The 18,472-nt window shown below is 36.5% G+C and carries 16 protein-coding genes, 3 pseudogenes and 1 riboswitch; of the genes and pseudogenes, 12 read left to right on the top strand and 7 right to left on the bottom strand.

The window, feature by feature from the left end; genetic code table 11:
* Window positions 1-4 precede the first annotated feature (4 nt).
* Window positions 5-625, bottom strand: coding sequence for a leucine-rich repeat domain-containing protein (locus HX13_RS04310; RefSeq protein ID WP_238555024.1), 621 nt, complete (start codon window positions 623-625; stop codon window positions 5-7).
* 71 nt (window positions 626-696) lie between these two features.
* Here HX13_RS04310 and HX13_RS04305 point away from each other — a divergent pair, with 71 nt between their 5' ends.
* The 9 genes and pseudogenes from HX13_RS04305 to HX13_RS04270 all read left to right on the top strand — a co-directional run bounded on the left by HX13_RS04305 (window position 697) and on the right by HX13_RS04270 (window position 8,131).
* The gene (locus HX13_RS04305) at window positions 697-1,683 is read left to right on the top strand and encodes a gliding motility protein GldB (protein ID WP_082129249.1); all 987 of its coding nucleotides are present in this window, start codon (window positions 697-699) and stop codon (window positions 1,681-1,683) included.
* A 472-nt stretch (window positions 1,684-2,155) separates the two neighbouring features.
* A complete protein-coding gene (gene gldC / locus HX13_RS04300) occupies window positions 2,156-2,479 on the top strand; it encodes a gliding motility protein GldC (RefSeq protein ID WP_050020037.1) in 324 nt (107 codons plus the stop codon).
* 89 nt (window positions 2,480-2,568) lie between these two features.
* Window positions 2,569-3,702: pseudogene (locus tag HX13_RS04295) on the top strand (cystathionine gamma-synthase); the annotation flags it as partial.
* A 72-nt stretch (window positions 3,703-3,774) separates the two neighbouring features.
* Window positions 3,775-4,221 (top strand): GNAT family N-acetyltransferase, encoded by a 447-nt coding sequence (locus tag HX13_RS23375; RefSeq protein WP_238555119.1) that lies wholly within the window; start codon window positions 3,775-3,777, stop codon window positions 4,219-4,221.
* Window positions 4,222-4,264: 43 nt separating this feature from the next.
* On the top strand, window positions 4,265-4,777 hold the full coding sequence (locus tag HX13_RS04290; protein ID WP_050020036.1) for a DinB family protein: 513 nt from the start codon (window positions 4,265-4,267) through the stop codon (window positions 4,775-4,777).
* 188 nt (window positions 4,778-4,965) lie between these two features.
* Window positions 4,966-5,394 (top strand): IS200/IS605 family transposase, encoded by a 429-nt coding sequence (tnpA, locus tag HX13_RS04285; RefSeq protein ID WP_050020035.1) that lies wholly within the window; start codon window positions 4,966-4,968, stop codon window positions 5,392-5,394.
* Between the two features lie 277 nt (window positions 5,395-5,671).
* Window positions 5,672-6,222, top strand: a pseudogene (locus tag HX13_RS04280) (L-threonylcarbamoyladenylate synthase).
* 107 nt (window positions 6,223-6,329) lie between these two features.
* Window positions 6,330-6,674 (top strand): nuclear transport factor 2 family protein, encoded by a 345-nt coding sequence (locus tag HX13_RS04275; protein WP_050020034.1) that lies wholly within the window; start codon window positions 6,330-6,332, stop codon window positions 6,672-6,674.
* A gap of 37 nt (window positions 6,675-6,711) precedes the next feature.
* A pseudogene (locus HX13_RS04270) lies at window positions 6,712-8,131 on the top strand (CCA tRNA nucleotidyltransferase).
* A 175-nt stretch (window positions 8,132-8,306) separates the two neighbouring features.
* Here HX13_RS04270 and HX13_RS04265 read toward each other — a convergent pair.
* From HX13_RS04265 to pafA, 3 genes are all read right to left on the bottom strand, one after another.
* Window positions 8,307-9,377, bottom strand: coding sequence for a DUF5074 domain-containing protein (locus HX13_RS04265; RefSeq protein WP_050020033.1), 1,071 nt, complete (start codon window positions 9,375-9,377; stop codon window positions 8,307-8,309).
* Window positions 9,378-9,395: 18 nt separating this feature from the next.
* Window positions 9,396-11,222, bottom strand: coding sequence for a TonB-dependent receptor plug domain-containing protein (locus HX13_RS04260; protein ID WP_050020032.1), 1,827 nt, complete (start codon window positions 11,220-11,222; stop codon window positions 9,396-9,398).
* Window positions 11,223-11,250: 28 nt separating this feature from the next.
* Window positions 11,251-11,429: riboswitch (cobalamin riboswitch) on the bottom strand.
* Window positions 11,430-11,539: 110 nt separating this feature from the next.
* Window positions 11,540-13,186: an alkaline phosphatase PafA gene (gene pafA / locus HX13_RS04250; RefSeq protein WP_050020030.1), complete on the bottom strand. Its 1,647-nt coding sequence runs from the start codon at window positions 13,184-13,186 to the stop codon at window positions 11,540-11,542.
* A 248-nt stretch (window positions 13,187-13,434) separates the two neighbouring features.
* Between pafA and HX13_RS23370 the strand changes: the two genes are divergently transcribed.
* A complete protein-coding gene (locus HX13_RS23370; RefSeq protein ID WP_050020029.1) occupies window positions 13,435-13,953 on the top strand; it encodes a GNAT family N-acetyltransferase in 519 nt (172 codons plus the stop codon).
* A gap of 83 nt (window positions 13,954-14,036) precedes the next feature.
* Here the strand turns inward: HX13_RS23370 and HX13_RS04240 are convergent, their stop codons facing one another.
* Complete coding sequence (locus HX13_RS04240) at window positions 14,037-15,377, bottom strand: M28 family metallopeptidase (RefSeq protein WP_050020028.1); 1,341 nt, start codon at window positions 15,375-15,377, stop codon at window positions 14,037-14,039.
* A gap of 154 nt (window positions 15,378-15,531) precedes the next feature.
* Between HX13_RS04240 and HX13_RS04235 the strand changes: the two genes are divergently transcribed.
* Together HX13_RS04235 and HX13_RS04230 are read left to right on the top strand one after the other, a co-directional pair.
* Window positions 15,532-16,065 carry a hypothetical protein gene (locus HX13_RS04235; RefSeq protein ID WP_050020027.1) on the top strand — a complete coding sequence of 178 codons (534 nt, stop codon included), beginning with the start codon at window positions 15,532-15,534 and terminating at the stop codon, window positions 16,063-16,065.
* A gap of 104 nt (window positions 16,066-16,169) precedes the next feature.
* Complete coding sequence (locus HX13_RS04230; RefSeq protein ID WP_050020026.1) at window positions 16,170-16,724, top strand: putative glycolipid-binding domain-containing protein; 555 nt, start codon at window positions 16,170-16,172, stop codon at window positions 16,722-16,724.
* 151 nt (window positions 16,725-16,875) lie between these two features.
* On the opposite strand, the gene HX13_RS04225 is transcribed toward HX13_RS04230, so the two are convergent.
* Entirely contained in the window at window positions 16,876-17,802 is a 927-nt protein-coding gene (locus HX13_RS04225) for a malate dehydrogenase (protein WP_050020025.1), read from the bottom strand.
* A 116-nt stretch (window positions 17,803-17,918) separates the two neighbouring features.
* Window positions 17,919-18,470, bottom strand: a complete 552-nt coding sequence (locus HX13_RS04220) for a biliverdin-producing heme oxygenase (protein WP_050020024.1) — start codon at window positions 18,468-18,470, stop codon at window positions 17,919-17,921.
* Window positions 18,471-18,472 lie beyond the last annotated feature (2 nt).

The raw sequence follows: 18,472 nt of genomic DNA, 5'->3' as shown, positions 1-18,472 counted from the left end.
CTTCTCATTCTCCTGTTCCAAAAATCGTGACATCTGTTTTCATTCCTTTTCTGATGTCTGTTTCCTTCATTTTATTCCCTCCTACATTCAGGGTTTGCAGGGCAGGATTTCCGGAGATATCGATTTTCCGGATACTATTATGTTCAATATTTAATTTTCTTAAGTTTTTAAGCTGAGACACATCAATCGTCTTTAGCTGATTTAAAGATAATGTTAATTGATCAATTCTTGGAGTTTCTTTCAATGAAATTCCCTGCAAAAGGTTGTTGTCCAGATACAGTGATGCCAGATTTTTTAAATTTCCTGCCTTGAATGAGGTTATTTTACAGCCTGTACACGAAAACAATTCCAGTTTTTCCAGATTTTCTACCGCTATATCAGAAATCGTATTCTCATCCAGCACAATCATTTTAACATTCCTGAAAAAGTGAAGGTCATCCGCAGATGCAATTCCTTTCTGAACGAGAAATAAATTCGTAACCATTCCGGCTTCCACCTGCTCAAGTACTCCGTTTTTATTCACATCAAAATTTTCAAGAACAGCCTTTTCAAAGTTTTTATCTTTAAAATCAAGCTTTTGCCCGTAACCGGAAGAAAAAGCTGAAATAAAAAAAAAGCCCGGCAAATATTTTAATTTTCATCATGGATTGTGGTTTTAATCCTTATTTTTGTGTGTTTAATTTCCATGTAAAAATAATGAAGATTTTTAGATTTGTTACGCTTTATTCTATTTTAGTTTTAGGACTGTCTTCCTGTAAAAAAGAACCTGAAAACCAATGGAAGGTAGAAATAAAAAATTCTCCTGAAAAAGTTCAGATAACTGATATATCCAAAGAGTTTTACAATACTGAAGTACCTTTGGATCAGTTTAAAGCCCGGTTCCCATGGTTCCAGGGAACAGTTTCAGATACAGATTTTGAAAAAAGAAGGGCGGATGCAGACGAAATCAAAATTTATAGAGAAGCCATTGGAAAAATAGATCAGACCAAGCTGCAAAAAGAGCTGCAGGGATTATTTTCTCACATCCAGTATTATTTTCCTCAGTTTAAAAATCCTAAAGTTTATCTGTTTTCATCAGCTTTACAGATGGCTCAGGATCCCGTTTTTTATGATCAGAAGGGCAATCTTTTGTTTATTGACGTATCTGGATTTATGGGAGATGGAAATTCCTATTACAAAGGGCTGGAACTGTATTTTCAAAAATCTATGAATCCTCAGAATATTGTACCCAAGGTTTCTCAGATTTTTGCTGAAAACATTGTCACAGAATCGGCTGATCACCAAAAATTTCTTGATCAGATGATACTGAACGGGAAAGTAATGATTCTCCAGGATGCTTTTTTACCGGATTTTCCTGATTATCTAAAGATGAATTACACCCAGAAGCAATATGAATGGGCAAAATCCAATGAAGCTAATATCTGGAACTATTTTGTAGAAAACAATCTTATTTTCGGAGATGACCCGAGATTAGGTGAACGCTTTATTACTCCGGGACCGTTCTCTAAGTTTTATACCGAAATTGATAATGAATCTTCACCACAGATCGGAATTTTTACCGGATGGCAGATTTGTAAAGCTTACCTGAAAGAAAAACCGGAAACAAAATTGACGGACTTCCTGAAAATGGATGCAACAACTATCTTTAACCAGTCCGGATATAAACCCACTATAGCAAAATAATAAATCTCATACCAGAAGGCCTTTGTACTTTACAAAGGTCTTCTTCTTTTAATATCATTAGCAAAGCCTGGCGAAGAGATTTTTGAGATTTCTGAGCCTGCGAAACAAAAAATCCTTACCATTACTATTTTCAATCTACAGCTTTCCATTCTGAAAGGTTCCATAAACGACACCAGGAGTAATCAATATCGTCATTATAGTAATATTCAATCATATCAATCAGTCCGGATAACATTCCATCCAAATATACTTAATGATCCGGAAACAAAAAATTCCAAAATCCTGTAATTCAGACTACGGGACGATAATACAGTTATACACACTGTGCAATTCAGTCTATTCCAATTGTGTTATGGTGAGCACTGAGATCAAAATTTCCAACTTTAATACTCCACTTCCTGACAAAGATAACTTCACAGAAATTTTAGATAAGCTTAAGAAGTATTAACTTTGCGGAAAATTTTAGATTGATATGAGAAAAACTCAGATTACGATAGATGTAGAGCTGGATGAAAATCACATTCCTGAAAATATTACCTGGAATGCACAGGACGGGGGAATTGAAAAGGAAGAAACAAAAGCAACGATGATCTCTGTATGGGATGATAAAGCAATGGAAGCCTTAAGAATTGACCTTTGGACAAAGGAAATGCCTGTAGATCAAATGAAAATGTTTATTCACCAGATCTTAATTTCTTTAGGAAACACCTATCAGAGAGCTACCGGTGAAGAAGATGTGGCACAGTGGATGGAAGAAATTGCAGAAGAGTTTGCGGTAAAATCAGCAATAAAATAAAAATGTAACGGGGTATCAATTTACCGATGTAACAATCCTGAAATATTGGTAACTTGGTACATTCTTACATTGAAAAATTATAAAATATTATGAACTTTAATACCAAAGTAATTCACGGAGGGCAGCATCATGAGTCTGCAACAGGTTCTGTAAATGTTCCTGTATTTTTGACCTCTACATTTGCACAAAAAAGCCCGGGAGTACATTCCGGATACGAATATTCAAGAGCTGCCAACCCTACAAGACAGGCGTTGGAAGATTCCCTGGCAAGCATTGAAAACGGAGCCAGAGGATTAGCTTTCGGGTCTGGTCTTGCCGCTATTGACTGTGTTTTGAAATTATTAAATCCCGGTGATGAAGTGATTGCTGTAGATGACCTTTACGGAGGAACATACAGAATGTTTACCCGCCTTTTTGAAAAGTATCAGCTGAAATTTACGTTTGTTAATTTTGATGATGCTTCCAAAATTGCCGAGGTAATCACAGATAAAACCAAACTGATCTGGGTAGAAACCCCTACGAATCCATTGATGAAACTTGTAGATATCAAAGCCGTAGTAGAGGTTGCTAAAGGAAAAGATATTTTAGTGGCAGTGGATAATACTTTTGCAACACCTTATATTCAAAGGCCTATTGATCTGGGCGCTGATATTGTGATGCATTCTGCGACAAAATATTTAGGAGGACATTCTGACGTTATTGCAGGTGCATTAATTGCTAAAGATGCTGAACTGGGAGAAAAACTTCACTTTATACAGTTTGCAAGTGGCGGTATTTTAGGACCTCATGATTCTTATCTTGTACTGAGAGGAATCAAAACATTGGCATTAAGAATGCAAAGACATTCCGACAATGGCCTTGCAGTAGCCCAATATCTTGAAACCCACCCTGCAGTAGATAAAGTAATCTATCCCGGATTAGAATCTCACCCTCAATATGAATTGGCGAAATCCCAGATGAAGGAGTCCGGAGGAATGGTATCTTTCACTTTCAAATCCGGAAAAAAAGAAGATGCTATTAAATTCTTAGAAAAGGTAAGAGTATTTACTTTAGCTGAATCTTTAGGAGGTGTGGAATCCTTAGCCAATCACCCTGCTTTAATGACTCACGCTTCCATCCCTGCTGAAAAACGTGCCGAGCTTGGTATTACTGATGATTTGGTTCGTTTAAGTGTAGGTATTGAAGACGCTGAAGATCTTATTGCAGATTTAGAAAAAAGCTTTTTCTTAAAAAACAAAAATAATGAGAGGGGGATTAATAAAATATCCCTTCTCTTTTATCATACCACCAATTACATGAAAAATACAAGGAAGGCAATCCTTTCCGATTTGCCGGAACTCGCAAAACTCTTCGACCAATACAGAGTTTTTTACCATAAGCCATCTGATATCCCTGCTGCAGAGAATTTTATCCGGGAAAGAATTGAAAATAAAGATTCCGAAATTTTTGTTGCGGAAGAAAATGGAAAGCTGACAGGTTTTGTACAGTTATACCCTATATTTTCATCTACCAGAATGCAGCGTTACTGGCTGCTCAATGACTTGTATGTCAATGAGAATTATAGAGGCAAAGGCTATTCTAAAGAACTAATTAACGAATCTAAAGAATTGTGCAGATCATCCAAAGCCTGCGGTATTTTACTGGAAACAGCTAAAAGCAATGAGGTCGGAAACCAACTATATCCGGCTTGTGGCTTTGAACTTTATGATTCTGTAAATTTTTACGAGTGGAGCAATTCATAAGCGCAAATTTCCCTTGTATTTTTAACTTACCCCCTAAAACAACATGACAGATTTTCAAAAATATATCCAAAGATATTTAGACCAGATTCCATCCGGAGATTGGCTAGCTGAATTAAAAATTTCAGAAGAAAAAACAGTAGGAATTTACTCCAACCTTACTGAAGAACAATCCAGATTCGCTTATGCTGAAGGGAAATGGACCCTTAAAGGACTGTTGCTACATCTATCAGATACGGAAAGGGTATTTCAGTACAGAATATTAGCCTTTGCAAGAGGTGACAAAAACAATCTGCCGGGATTTGATGAAAATGAATATGCAAACCATTCTTTTGCTGATGAAAGAACTTTAGAATCTTTGCTGGAAGAATATAAGCTTGTAAGAAAATCCTCTCGGATTCTCCTGGAAACCCTTCACCCTTCTGCTTTACAAAATACGGGTATTGCCAATGGTCATGAAATTTCCGTAGAAACCATTGCAAAGTTGATTATAGGCCACAATTATCACCACCTGAATATTATTGAGGAAAGATATTTATCAAAATTGGGATGGATGTGAGAATCAAAATAAGTTTTGGCTAAAGGCCATTTCTATTGTTATGATAACACAATTATTCATTATTCTTGATATAAATCAATATATTAAACATTATTAGGAGCGGGCTTTAGCCCGCTTTTCATTAAATTAACCATCCATTGGCTTCAGCCAAAACTTAAAAGTTGTTATTTTTGATAAAAACAACACAAATGTCTTTTATCAAAATTTATATCCATCTTGTTTTCTCAACGAAAAACAGAGAATCACTACTTTCTACTTCTAACTTAAGAATAAAAGTTTGGAAACACATTAAGGAATATGCTACGGAAAAAGGAATTTTTCTGGATATGATTAATGGTTACTCAGATCATTGTCATTGTTTGATTTCTTTAAGGTCTGATCAAAATATAGAAAAAGTTGTACAGTTATTAAAAGGTGAATCTTCTTATTGGATCAATAAAAATCAATTGACAAGAGGAAAATTTTCTTGGCAGGATGAATATTTTGCTGTTTCTGTTTCAGAGTCGATGATAGGTTCCGTGAGGAATTATATTAAAAATCAGGAAAAACATCATCAAAGGAAAAGTTTTATGGACGAATACAAGGAATTTATTGAAAAATACAATTTCAAAATATAATAAGTTTTGGCTAAAGCCAAATGCATATATGATTTTTATTTAATGGGCTAAAGCCCATTTCTATTGATACGAATAACACAATTATTCATTTATTTTTTTATGTATCTACACCAACAATATTAACTATCAATAGAAGCGGGCTTTAGTCCGCTTTTCATTTAAATAACCATCCATTGGCTTTAGCCAAAACTTAAAAACACCGACATTTATATCTTAATTTTTTGCCTGAAAAACACAGATTCTCTACCTTTATCCATTCGTTTGAACCAATACAATTATGGAACATATTATCGAGATATTAAAATCCGGCGGAACTATTCTTTACCCTACAGATACCATCTGGGGAATTGGCTGTGATGCTACCAATACAGAGGCTGTCAATAAAAATCTTTGACATTAAAAAAACGTGAAAAAAACAAATCCATGATCATTTTGGTGGAGTCTGAGAAGAGGCTTCAGGATTTGGTGGATGTCCCTGAAATGGCGTGGGAGATTATTGACCTTAGTGAAAAACCGGTAACTATTGTTTACGAAAATCCGAGAGGCCTTCCTAAAGAATTACTTGCAGAAGACGGCAGTATCGGAATCCGTCTGGTAAAGAATGATTTCTGCAAAAAACTGATAACCAAACTGAATAAGCCTTTGGTTTCAACATCAGCTAATTTCAGCGGTGAAAAAAGTCCGTTACGATTTTCTGACATTTCCCCTGAAATGATTAAACTTGTTGACTATGCCGTAGAAGAAGACAGGGATAAAGTTTCAAAGTATTCAGGCTCTTCGGTGATTAAAATATGGAGTGATAACAGGATTAAAGTTCTTCGGGAATAAAAATTCTACATTGATTCTTGCATTTTTGAGGTCTTGTCAGTTCATATCGGCAGGATTTCTTTTTTTTAGTTCTATCTTTGCAAAACTTCAACTATAAAACAGATGTTATGAACCATCAAGATTTTGCCCGTGAGTGGATTTCTGTCTGGAATTCTCATGATTTGGAAAGTATCCTCTCTCACTATTCTGATGATATTGAAATTACAACTCCTATGATTGCGATGGCAACGGGAGGTAAAGAAAGTTCATTAAAGGGAAAAAATACTGTTCGTGATTACTGGCAGAAAGCTTTGGATAAATTTCCGGATCTCCATTTCGAATTGATACAATCAACAGCAGGAGTAGGTTCAGTTGCATTATTTTATAAATCTATTATGGATAAACATGCTGTTGAAGTTATGTTTTTTAATGAAGAAGGTAAAATTAACAGAATGTATGCCCATTACGATTAAATGAGCAGCAAGATAGAAATTGACGCTATTACTAACGATGAAAATTAATCTTAATCAAAACAAAAATTTAAAACTTTTCAAAATAATTTCTGAGGCTGCAGACAGGAATAACCAGTCTGTATATATTGTTGGAGGCTACGTACGGGATCTTCTGATGAAAAGAAAAGCTTCTACGGATATTGATTTTGTAACCGAGCAAAACGGTATTGAACTGGCCCAGGCTGTTGCCCATGATATTGATCCCAAGTTAAAAGTTTCCGTATTCAAAACCTATGGAACGGCTATGATCAAATACAAGGAACTTGATCTTGAATTTGTAGGGGCAAGAAAAGAAAGTTATACTGAAAATAGCAGGAAACCGGAGGTAGAAGGCGGAACACTGGAAGATGACCAGAAAAGAAGAGACTTCACCATTAATGCGATGGCTATTTCTCTGAATAAGGATAATTTCGGCGAATTAATTGATCCGTTCAATGGTGTTGAAGACCTGGAAAAAGAAATCCTGAGAACACCTTTGGAACCTGCACAGACTTATTCTGATGATCCTTTGAGGATGATGAGAGCCGTTCGTTTTGCTTCGACCTTACATTTTAATATTGAAGAAAAGTCACTACAGGCCATTCGGCAGGAAGCAGAAAGAATCAAAATTGTCTCCATGGAAAGAATCATGGTTGAATTCAATAAAATCATGTTGTCTGAAAAACCTTCTGCAGGATTAAAGCTGATGGAACAAACCGGTCTTTTAAAACTGATTATTCCTGAACTGATAGACCTTAAAGGAGTAGAAGAAGTGGAAGGGCAAACCCATAAAGATAATTTTTACCACACTCTGGAAGTTGTAGATAATATTTCTGAAAATACAGACAATCTTTGGTTGCGCTGGGCTGCACTTCTCCACGACATAGGGAAAGCTCCCACAAAGAAATTTGTTGAAGGAACCGGATGGACATTCCACGGACATGAATTTCTGGGCTCAAAAATGGTAAAAACACTTTTTCAAAGATTGAAACTGCCACTGGGAAGTGATATGAAATATGTCCAGAAAATGGTAAAGCTTTCATCCCGCCCTATTGCCCTTATCACGGATGACGCTTCAGATTCAGCATTAAGGAGATTGCTTTTTGATGCCGGAGAAAACCTTGAGGATTTATTTACTCTTTGCAAAGCAGATATCACCACCAAAAACTCTAAGAAACAGGAGAAATTTAAAAAGAATTTCGAATACGTAGCAGTAAAAATCAGAGAGGTTGAGGAAAAAGACCAGGTAAGGAACTTTCAGCCTCCTATCTCCGGGGAAGAGATTATGGAGATGTTTAATCTTAAACCGGGACGCGAGATCGGTATTTTAAAAGAGAAAGTAAAAGAAGCCATTCTTGAAGGAGAAATTCCTAATGAAAAGGAAGAAGCTACAAAAATTTGTGATTGCTGAAGCTGAAAAATTAGGATTGACCATATAATCTTTAACATTATAACGAAATATACAACTGCCGGATGAGAACATCCGGCAGTTGTATTGAGGCTTTCATCCAAGTAAGAAACAAAGCCGGCCGGCTTCTACGAAGCCGGCCGGAAAAAAACACAAATGATGAAAAAAATAAAAAATTATATTTTTATACTGTATTGTACCTTATGCTATGGATTTACTACAGCACTATTAGCTCCTAAACCGCCTGTGTTAAAAGAGGATATTTTAGCTCCTGTAGCTGCGGAATATACTGACATTTCGCTATTGGCTTTAAAGCCTTTAACATCTGAGGTAAAAATTCTGCCATCAACAACTGAAAAACCATATAATACAAAATAAGCAGGTCCATTATCCTGAACTGTAATAAACGCATTAGCAGGAACTGTTGGAGCCGTTACGCTTGTTGTATAAATCTTATTTCCTGAACTGAAATAGAATTTACCATTATCAATCTGAAGATTTGTCCCGTTTGCAATACCTGTTAATGTGATCACCGGGCTAAGAGCTCCTGTGCTTGAGATCTTATAGATATAAGAATCTGTTGCTGTTCCTGAAATCGTATACACATCAGAATTATAGGAAACTGTTCTACCAATCTGCCCGTTTGGAATGGTAATTTCCGTTTTAGCATCATTGGAAGTATTGATATAGGTAATTTTGTTTCCATATCCTGATGAAGCATTCTGAACGAAAACATTACCTCCCGCTTCTACAATTTTATCAGCCACCTCGGTGAAATCCATCTTGCTTACAAATGAAAAGTCAGAGATTTTATATTTCGTTACACTATATACTCCTGTCGAGAAATTCGTATTGGAAACGTAGATAAATCCATTGGCAAAAGTAATTCCTCTTGGATTATTGATTTGATCAGTGATTACGGCTACCTTTTTAAAAGTGATACGGTCTACCACCACAATTTTGTTTGAATTGTTGACAACCAGATAAGCGTATTTTCCATTAATAGCTATCGTTTGAAGAACATCTCCCAATATTTCATTGGAATTGTTCCCGGTCTTGTTGTTAAAACCATAAATATCATCCTGCTTTAACGCCAAGTCTCTTGTAAGAAACATTACGTTAGCACCATTGCTGTTAAAATTTCCTTCGTTGGCAATAAAGTATCCGTTCTGATACGTTAACTGAGGTACCGGAATCTCATTACTATCGCTGCTACATGAAATGTTGAACAATAGTACAAATGCAAAAAATACAGTTAAAAGTCTGGTTAGTTTCATATATATTCAATTTTAATTTTAAAAATTTATTGCGGCATACACACTGTAATTTCTTTTAGGCAAAGGGTAAAAAGAAACCGTTTTATAATAAGTATCGGTAACATTATTCACTTTGAACCCTAAAGTATATTTCTTAGAAATCGTTGCTGACATTCCCGCATTTAAAATAAAATAGGGGTCAATCGCTGTTTTCCGCTCTTCATCACTGGTTGTATAGGTAAGACCATTTATTAATCCCTGTGCAAAAAATCTGAAGAAACCATACTCATAATCAATACCCGCCATTCCCCTGTGCATTGGGATATAAGGTCTCTGTTTCTGAGTTTCCTTATCAATTGATCTTGCATAATAATAGCCTGCGTTGGCTTTGATCCTATGCTTACCAAATTGCTGATAAAAAGACAGATGGGATTCCAGTCCGTAAGATTCTGCTTTATTAACATTAAAGGCCTGCCAATATCCATTGGCAGTAGGCAGCCAGACAATGAGATCCGTAATGTTCATATAATAAGGCGTCACATTAAGCTTAAAACTTCCAATTTTAAACTCATTGTTCATATCCACCTGGGTAGAAATTTCCGGTCTTAAATCTTTATTACCTCCCGGCTCATAATAAATATCATTAAAGGAAGGATACCTGAAATTTTTTGAAAAGTTAAGTCCCAGATTATACCAGTGAGAGGTATTCCATTTCCCTGAAAATGAATACATGACCGGAGATGTGACATTTTCCACAAAATCTTTTTTAAATCCTCCTTCAAAACGCAGGTTCTTTGTAGCAAAATACCTTAATAATCCGGAAACGGAACCTACGTTTCTGCTTACATCAGCAATTCCGCTTTTATAGCCTTCTCCTTTGTTCACCTGAAATTCCCCGATAAGGTTAATGTTCCATTTTGAATTCAGAAAATAATTAAAATCATTTTTCAAAATATAATTTTTTCCTGTACCACCACTGGATTTGGGAAGGTCCAACGCTCCGAAATACTGAAAGTTTTCTTCTGTATAGGCTGCTTTGAAGGCGTTGCTGAACTTTATTGCATTCCAGTCCCAGGCGATCAGGCTCCTTATGCTTTGGGTCTTATATTTTGTCTTTGTTGCGGTTTCTTCAAATACGGGATAATGCTGTGAAGAGTCAAAAAACTGACTTTGCCACGAAATCTTGTGATCATCCGTTATTTTATAGGACGCACCTACATTGAAGGTTGTATTATAGTAATTACCGTTTCTGTTGATATAATCCAGATCACTGACTTCATAATCGTTCTGGCTTACAGAATAGTTTCCGGATGCCTTAAAGCTGAATCTTTCATTGCTGTAAGAACCTTTCACAAAATTATTAAAGGTATTAAAGGATGCTACTTCTGAAAATACCGAACCATGAAAACCTTTATTAAAATCCAGGATATTATTCAGGTGAATACTCCCTCCGATTGCTCCACTTCCATAGACTACACTACCGCCACCTGCTTTTATACCAATCTGGTCATATCCGAACAGGGGTATATTATTGATATCTCCCTGTCCCAGAAAATTAGAATTGATATTGATTCCGTTCCATACAAAAGCAGTCTGCTGGGCAGAAGTTCCTCTGAACGCCGGAGAAGAAACCGCACCACGTCCGTTTTCTTTGATATAAACCTGTGATTGAAACCTTAATAATTCTGAAAGGTTGGTAGAATTTCTATCCACCTCTTCAGCTGAGATGGTATTTACCGGATGAAAAAGCTTCACCCTGTTCATTTGGTTGTCGAAGACATAAATAGTATCAATACTTTTTTCCTGTGCCAGAAGAAGGCAACCATAAGACGAAAAAAGCAGTACTAAAGATCGTTTTATACCCATACTTTTTACTTTTCCTCCGAAAGCATTATATTTTGATTATCATTCTGGCAGGTCTCCTGACTTTCGCTTTCTGCACCTTCCCGTTATTACACAGTGGTTCAAAGCAGAAACTTTTATTGCGATTTACAGTTGCGGGGACAGTCCGGGAGTTACACCCGATTCCCTTTTCATTCCAATATACTGGAAACCAAAATTTTTTGCAAAGATAGCTTTTTAAATGTATTGCACAAAAACCGGAATTGCTGCAAAAAGGTCTTTTAATAAAAAAGCAGCTTCCGGTATTGAAAGCTGCTTTTGCCGTATGATAATACAGTTGATTATTTTCCCATAACCTCTGTAATAGGATTTCCAACATTTCCACTCGGGAACTGGATTTTTAACAATGAAGAAACTGTAGGGGCAATATCCGTCATATGATACGCTTTATTACTTTCTCCATGCTGAACTCCCCACCCCATAAAGATCAATGGAATGTGTGAGTCATAAGAATTCCATACACTGTGTGTGGTTCCGGTTTTAGAATATGGAGGAAGCATAGAATCGTGGGAAATCAGCTGGATATCCCCACTTCTCTGTCTGTTGATCCCGTTGATAATTCTCTGCCTGATAGGCTCCGGAATACTGGATTCCTGAACCTTGTCTACCGAAACAGCGTATAGAACAGTTGGGTCTTTTTCGAGTTCCTTAACAGTGAAGTTTCTTACATCATCCAACTCAAGTTTAGAATCTGCCAAAACTTTCCTGTCAAAATAAATCTGATAATTATCAATTGCATTGATCAGTTTATCGGCTCCAAATTTATCTTTAAGTTTCTGGTTTAGATTTTTTTCAGCTCCTTCTCCGAAAAAACCTGTAGGAATTTTATGTTCTTTAAGGAATCCTACAGAATGAGCCCCTCCATGATCAGCAGAAAGGAAAACGGTGTACTCTCCTTTACCCACTTTAGAATCCAGGTATTTGAAAAACTCTGCCAGGTCCTGATCCAATCTGATATAAACATCTTCTACTTCGATTGAATTAGGCCCGAATTTATGCCCGGCATAATCTGTTGAAGCCAGGTTGATAGCTAAAAAGTCAGTAATAGCATCTCCACCCAGTTTTTCACCTTCTACAGAAGCTTCCGCCAGCTTCAACGTCAATGTATTTCCAAAAGGGGTATAACGGATATTATCTTTTTTAGCCTGATAATCTTTGGCTAGATCATTGTAAGGGAATGTAGGGGTTTTCGCACTTCCCAATAATCCTTCCCAAGGGGAATTGTCTGGTGCGCTTTCCGTATACTGATTAATCGGAAGCAAGGTATTCCAGCCGTTTGCAACTAATTTCTCAGGTAAGTTCTGAGCGTTGAATGATTTTACCCACTGAGGCAGATCATTCATATACCATGTACTGGTGATAAAGTTTCCGGTGCTGTCATCAAACCAGAAAGCCCCGTTAGGAGTGTGTCCTGCCGGAAGAATAGAAGCCCGGTCTTTCAAGGAAACCCCGATTACTTTTCCCTGGAAATTGGTTGCCAACCTCAACTCATCGGTTACCGTTGTAGACCAAAGGTTTTTCGGAGAGTGGCTTCCGGTTTTGGTATTGGTAGTTCCTACCGGCTGAACGCTCTCATCAGCAGTACAGTATACCCCTTTACCTGTTTCCTTATCTGTCCAGTCATTTCCTGCAATACCGTGGATTGCCGGAACAGATCCCGTATAGATACATGTATGTCCTAAAGCGGTAATGGTAGGAACATAAGGAATGTGTACATTATTTAAAGAATATCCTGTATTCAAGAGTCTTTTGAAACCGTCGTTCCCGTATTTACCATAAAAACGGTATAAATAGTCCCAACGCATCTGGTCTACAACCAGGCCTACTACCAATTTAGGTCTTTCTAATTGAGAATTTTTGTTCTTCTGCGCATTGATTGTAATTACGGACAAGAAAGTAGCTGCCGCAATTGAAATATTCCTAAGCATCCAAGTAAATTTTTATTGACCACAAATTTAGGGGTTTTGAAAGTTTTAGAGTATGAAATTTTACTTAATTTTGATTATTATATAAATTTATCAATCTACAGCTGTGATTCAGAAGTATCCTGAGCCTAGATTTCCTGAAGATGACTGTCATCACAGTTTTTTTTACAAGATATAGATAACATGCCAATAATGTTGTTAAACTATTGGTAAAATCAATAATACCTTTTCTATGGATATAAAAAAAACTACTGAAACTGACCGATAATCCCAGCCTCACATGGGGACATAACGGTTATACAACAGACAGGATATATTCAGTTTCTTCCATCGAATATGCAGGGTCTTTTGAATTTTCATTAAGAGAAAAATCTTTCCCTTACACCAAAGTCTGGGAAACCGGTAGTGAAGATATTGAAGAGCTTAATCTTATCATTGAAAAAGGTCATTCTTTTGGTGCTTTTATTAATAATGAACTGATAGGCTGGATCATCTGTGAGCAAAGAACATGGAATAACAGTTTCTATATTGAAAACATCCTGATTGACGAAAAATACAGGAGACTGGGAGTAGGAATACAGCTGATTAAAAATGCCGTGAAAGAAGCCAGGAAATTAAACTGCCGGGTTATAGAACTCGAAACCCAAAACACCAATTACCCTGCCATACAGTTTTACAGAAGGATGGGTTTCAATATTACGGGGGTGAATACAAGGCTTTATGACAATGCGGAAGAAATAGCGCTTTTCATGACGTTAGATATAGAATAGTTTTGGCTATAGCGCGGATAATGTATGTATATTGGAAGCGGCTAAAGCCACTCCCTGTTGATATTTCATAACATTTTTTTTATTCACTTCACTTTCGGCACTACAATCAGGCTTTCATTTCCAGAAATGGTTACCGCTTGTACTGCAAAGAAATAATTATCTTTAGAATAAGGCAAACTGATGGAATTTTCTTTGGTAAAGGTTTTTTTCTGCCATATTGAGGCATCTGTTTCACGCATCAGCACATAATATCCTGCTACTTCTACCGATCGAGGTTTTTCCCAGGAAAGAGTTGTAAAGTTGGTAAGTTTATCCGCTTCAATCTTTACATTTTCAGGTTTTGAAGGTGACTTTGCCAGATTGGCCAGAACGGCAATATTGATCCCGACATTCTTTTTAAAATAATCAAAATCCATAAATTGCGGTAAATCTCCATACTGAACGCCATTCTCTTTTCTGATATCCTGGTGCTGGTGATTGAAGTTTTCGTTAAACTCCGTCAGCCGTACTGCGGGGAATCCTTTTTCCACAAAAGGAGTATGGTCGCCGCCTCTCAGAAACCGATCATTTCTGTAAATCAATTTCACCTGGAAATTATCTGTATAACGCTCCCCCACTTCTTTAATGTACCTTGCCAGTTGCCTGGAATCTCCGTCGTTCTCTAAACCGAATTTTCTGATTTCGGAAGCCTTTGTATCCAGTTCATACTGAGGTAGTCCTTCTGAAAAGACTCTCAGCTGATATCCATTGATAAGATTTGTTTCACTGCTCAGATTGTTTGAAATCATATCATTATTGAGCAGGGCTTCTAATTGCCAGCCTTCATTTTTCGCTTTTTCTGCCAGCATTTTTGATCCTAATAAGCCTTGTTCTTCCCCTGAAAAAGCCACCAATACAATACTTGCCGGAAATTTAGAAGTACTCAATATCCTTGCGCTTTCTATAAGGGCGGCTACTCCGCTGCCGTCATCATTGGCACCGGGGGCATTATCTTTTATATTCATGACATCGGTTACTCTCGAATCCAGGTGTCCGCTCATCATAAACAACCGTTTATCATCGGGATTGGTCCCATGAATGATAGCGATAACATTTCCTAAATCGGTAGGACGATCGATTCTTTTGCCGTCAGGCTGGATCAGCTGGCTTTGCATAAAAATTTCCATTCTTCCTTCCGCATTTTTCGAATAATTCCTGAACTTTTTCAATACCCATTTTTTTGCGGCTCCGATCCCCCTTTTAGGATCTGTGGCAGAACTCATGGTATGCCTGGTTCCAAAGCTTACCAAAGCATTAATATGTGCCTTTAGTGAATCTGTATTAACTTGTGATACATATTTTACAATTTCTGGATCCTGACGAACAATTTGTTGAGCTTGAAATGCGATGGGAATGAGAGACAAAGTGAAAATTATTTTTTTCATAATATAGTATCAATTAATCTTTTGTAATATGTTTTAGATCAATAAAATTAGGAAAAAAGACGGCAAATAAATTCTTTTAATTACTACTTTCCTCAGTATTCTCTTATTTTTTTTGATACAATTTCAGTAATTTCGGAAAAAATAATCTTTACAGATGGATACCAGAAAAAATGTGTTAGAAAAAATGTCGGATCAGGAGCTTGAACAATATATAAAGCCAGACAGTAAATTTGTTCCACAAGCCATTCAATATGCTTATGAAATTTTACAATCCAGAGGAAGATCATTTACCCATGACGAGCAGGAACACATCAATACCATACTTTCTATAACTGAAGGAAATAAAACAATAACAATACATCCTAACTATACGAAAGCCTCCAATCTCATCTACTTATCGGGAGCTGCAGGAATTGCAAGCCTGATCTGGACATCGGAACAATTGAATTCAGGTCTGGCTATTGTTATTTCTATAGCCATAACTGCCTTTGTTTTCGGAATAGGATATATAATAGGAAAAGGAAATGAAGTAGCCAGGTATCTGTTTATCATTTTTTTTATCTTAGGTCTCATCGGAATTCCAACATTAGTAAACCATTTAAGCACCAATCCTGTTCTCGGAATAATAAACATTATCCAATTGATTCTCCAAACCTGGGTAGTGATACTTCTTTTAAAAAATTCCTAAAAATAAAAAAGTATAAACACTTTATACGGAAAACCAGAAACCTTAAGCAAATTCATAAAACAAAGAATTTTATTAATAAAAAATTTTTTAACTATTAAAATACAATGAAAACATTAATCTGGCAAGGAATTGCCTTCCAGTCACTTGAATATTTCAAACTGAAGGAAGAAAATGGGAATCATATTGCAAACTCAAGAATCATAGGCCGTTACCATGATTCAATCTACACTATAGATTATCATATTACTATTGATAAAGACTGGAATACTCTGGATTTCCTCATTGAATCTGAAATCAATACAGTAAAACATACGTTAAAAGGAAAAAAGATACAGGATGAATGGGAAATCAATAATAGTATAAATCCTGATTTAAAAGGCTTTATCTACATCGACATTTCATTGACACCCTTCACCAATACGCTACCCATCAATAACTTAAAACTTCCGGTAAACGGTTCACAGGAAATCAAAGTCATTTATATTGATGTTCTGAATAATATTATAAAACCTGTATCGCAACAATATACAAGAATTGCCCCTGATACTTATCACTATGACAATCTCCAGACTGATTTTAAAGCTGATATTCTGGTTGATGCAGATGGCCTGGTTGTCAGTTATCCTGAATTATTTGAAAAAATTGCAAAGCTTGCTTAACACTTTACAAGGGATATAAAAAAGATAGCGTGCGATCTCTTGGTGTATGCTTTTTATAATAAAAATTGTTTCGGCGCAGCCTTTGGCTGCGCCGAAACATAAAAAAAACGGTATCGAAGGGATACCGTTTTTTTATATAAAATTAGATGAATCAGAATTTAAGATCTCCATTCACTTCTCTCACTGCATTAGCAGCTTCAGCAAATTTCAATTGTTCTTCAGCAGTCAATGTTACGTTGATGATTTTCTCTACTCCGTTTGCTCCGATGATTGCAGGAACCCCTAAACAAATATCATTTTGACCATATTCTCCTTCAAGCATCAAAGAACAAGGAATCATTTTCTTCTGGTCGCATGCAATTGCCTGAACCATTACAGAAACTGCAGCACCCGGCGCATACCAGGCAGAAGTTCCTAATAGTTTTGTAAGGGTAGCCCCTCCTACTTTAGTTTCTTCGATTACGTATTTTTGTTGCTCTTCATCAAGGAATTCCGTTACAGGAACTCCGTTTCTTGTCGCTTTGCTTAATAATGGAAGCATTCCTGTATCACTGTGAGCAGCGATTACCATTCCGTCCACATCAGAAATTGGAGCTTCTAATGCTTCAGCTAATCTGTATTTGAACCTTGCAGAGTCTAATGCACCTCCCATCCCGATGATTTTGTGTTTAGGAAGACCTGAAGTTTTGTGAACAAGATAAGCCATAGTATCCATTGGGTTAGAAACCACGATAATGATTACTTCAGGAGAATGTTTCACTAAGTTTTCAGTAACTTCTTTTACGATACCTGCGTTGATACCAATCAACTCTTCTCTTGTCATTCCTGGTTTTCTTGGAATACCTGACGTGATTACCGCCACATGAGAGCCTGCAGTTTTGCTATAATCTCCTGTTGTTCCTGTAATTTTTGTATCAAATCCGTTAAGCGATGCAGTCTGCATCAAATCCATAGCTTTACCTTCAGCAAACCCTTCTTTAATGTCTACCAAAACTACTTCTGAACAGAAGTTCTTCATTGCGATGTATTCTGCACAGCTTGCTCCTACAGCGCCTGCACCTACTACAGTTACTTTCATATTGTTACTTTTTAAATTATTTTTTGTTAGTTAAGTTTAAATTTGAAATCCCCCAAATTTAACAATTCCTGAAAAAATGCGCAATTTTTCAGAAACTTAATTAGAATTAAACCAGATTAGTTGACGTTCAGCAAAAACATATACAGTTTTCGGGCTCCTGATAACACCTCATTGTAGTTTTCTTCAGTCACTTCAGTATCCAGAACCTCTTTAAAATTTTTCCACATAGGGCCGGTATTTTCCTCGTAACATCCGAAAAAATTGAAGGTAACTTCATCAAAACCTTCTGTTTTGGAAAGCTGTTTAGCAATCACATTCCCTCCCAAAGTAGATCCTTCGATGACATACATTGCTCCTAAAGCCTCATGTACATTATTAAATTCAAGATCATGGGAAACTGACTGACTTTTCAAAGACAGGCTTTCAAGGTCTTTTTCAATAAGAGCAAGCTTTTTTCTGTCATCAAGCTGTAACTTTTCGGCATATGTACCGGAAAGTCTGCTGAATATCTGGTCTTCACTGTGAAGAAGCATCAGGTAGTTGGTATGGATGATTTTTTTATAATCTTCCAGCGTGAAGGTCTTGTTAAAAATTTTTTCGGAATTAAAGAGTTTCTCCGCAGCATCGTGATAATCTGCTGTATTTTGTTTAAGATATTCTGATACCATAA

It is taken from the genome of Chryseobacterium sp. P1-3 (genome assembly GCF_000738495.1).
GTDB lineage: Bacteria > Bacteroidota > Bacteroidia > Flavobacteriales > Weeksellaceae > Chryseobacterium > Chryseobacterium gallinarum.
Note: the sequence above shows the minus strand (reverse complement) of the source record. Positions and strands in the feature narration are given on the sequence as shown.

What these genes read in the sequence shown, in the direction of transcription:
- HX13_RS04305 (WP_082129249.1), top strand. Translation starts at nt 697, where the DNA reads ATGAAGATTTTTAGATTTGTTACGCTTTATTCTATTTTAGTTTTAGGA.
- gldC (WP_050020037.1), top strand. Translation starts at nt 2,156, where the DNA reads ATGAGAAAAACTCAGATTACGATAGATGTAGAGCTGGATGAAAATCAC.
- HX13_RS23375 (WP_238555119.1), top strand. Translation starts at nt 3,775, where the DNA reads ATGAAAAATACAAGGAAGGCAATCCTTTCCGATTTGCCGGAACTCGCA.
- HX13_RS04290 (WP_050020036.1), top strand. Translation starts at nt 4,265, where the DNA reads ATGACAGATTTTCAAAAATATATCCAAAGATATTTAGACCAGATTCCA.
- tnpA (WP_050020035.1), top strand. Translation starts at nt 4,966, where the DNA reads ATGTCTTTTATCAAAATTTATATCCATCTTGTTTTCTCAACGAAAAAC.
- HX13_RS04275 (WP_050020034.1), top strand. Translation starts at nt 6,330, where the DNA reads ATGAACCATCAAGATTTTGCCCGTGAGTGGATTTCTGTCTGGAATTCT.
- HX13_RS04265 (WP_050020033.1), bottom strand. Translation starts at nt 9,377, where the DNA reads ATGAAACTAACCAGACTTTTAACTGTATTTTTTGCATTTGTACTATTG.
- HX13_RS04260 (WP_050020032.1), bottom strand. Translation starts at nt 11,222, where the DNA reads ATGGGTATAAAACGATCTTTAGTACTGCTTTTTTCGTCTTATGGTTGC.
- pafA (WP_050020030.1), bottom strand. Translation starts at nt 13,186, where the DNA reads ATGCTTAGGAATATTTCAATTGCGGCAGCTACTTTCTTGTCCGTAATT.
- HX13_RS04240 (WP_050020028.1), bottom strand. Translation starts at nt 15,377, where the DNA reads ATGAAAAAAATAATTTTCACTTTGTCTCTCATTCCCATCGCATTTCAA.
- HX13_RS04235 (WP_050020027.1), top strand. Translation starts at nt 15,532, where the DNA reads ATGGATACCAGAAAAAATGTGTTAGAAAAAATGTCGGATCAGGAGCTT.
- HX13_RS04230 (WP_050020026.1), top strand. Translation starts at nt 16,170, where the DNA reads ATGAAAACATTAATCTGGCAAGGAATTGCCTTCCAGTCACTTGAATAT.
- HX13_RS04225 (WP_050020025.1), bottom strand. Translation starts at nt 17,802, where the DNA reads ATGAAAGTAACTGTAGTAGGTGCAGGCGCTGTAGGAGCAAGCTGTGCA.
- HX13_RS04220 (WP_050020024.1), bottom strand. Translation starts at nt 18,470, where the DNA reads ATGGTATCAGAATATCTTAAACAAAATACAGCAGATTATCACGATGCT.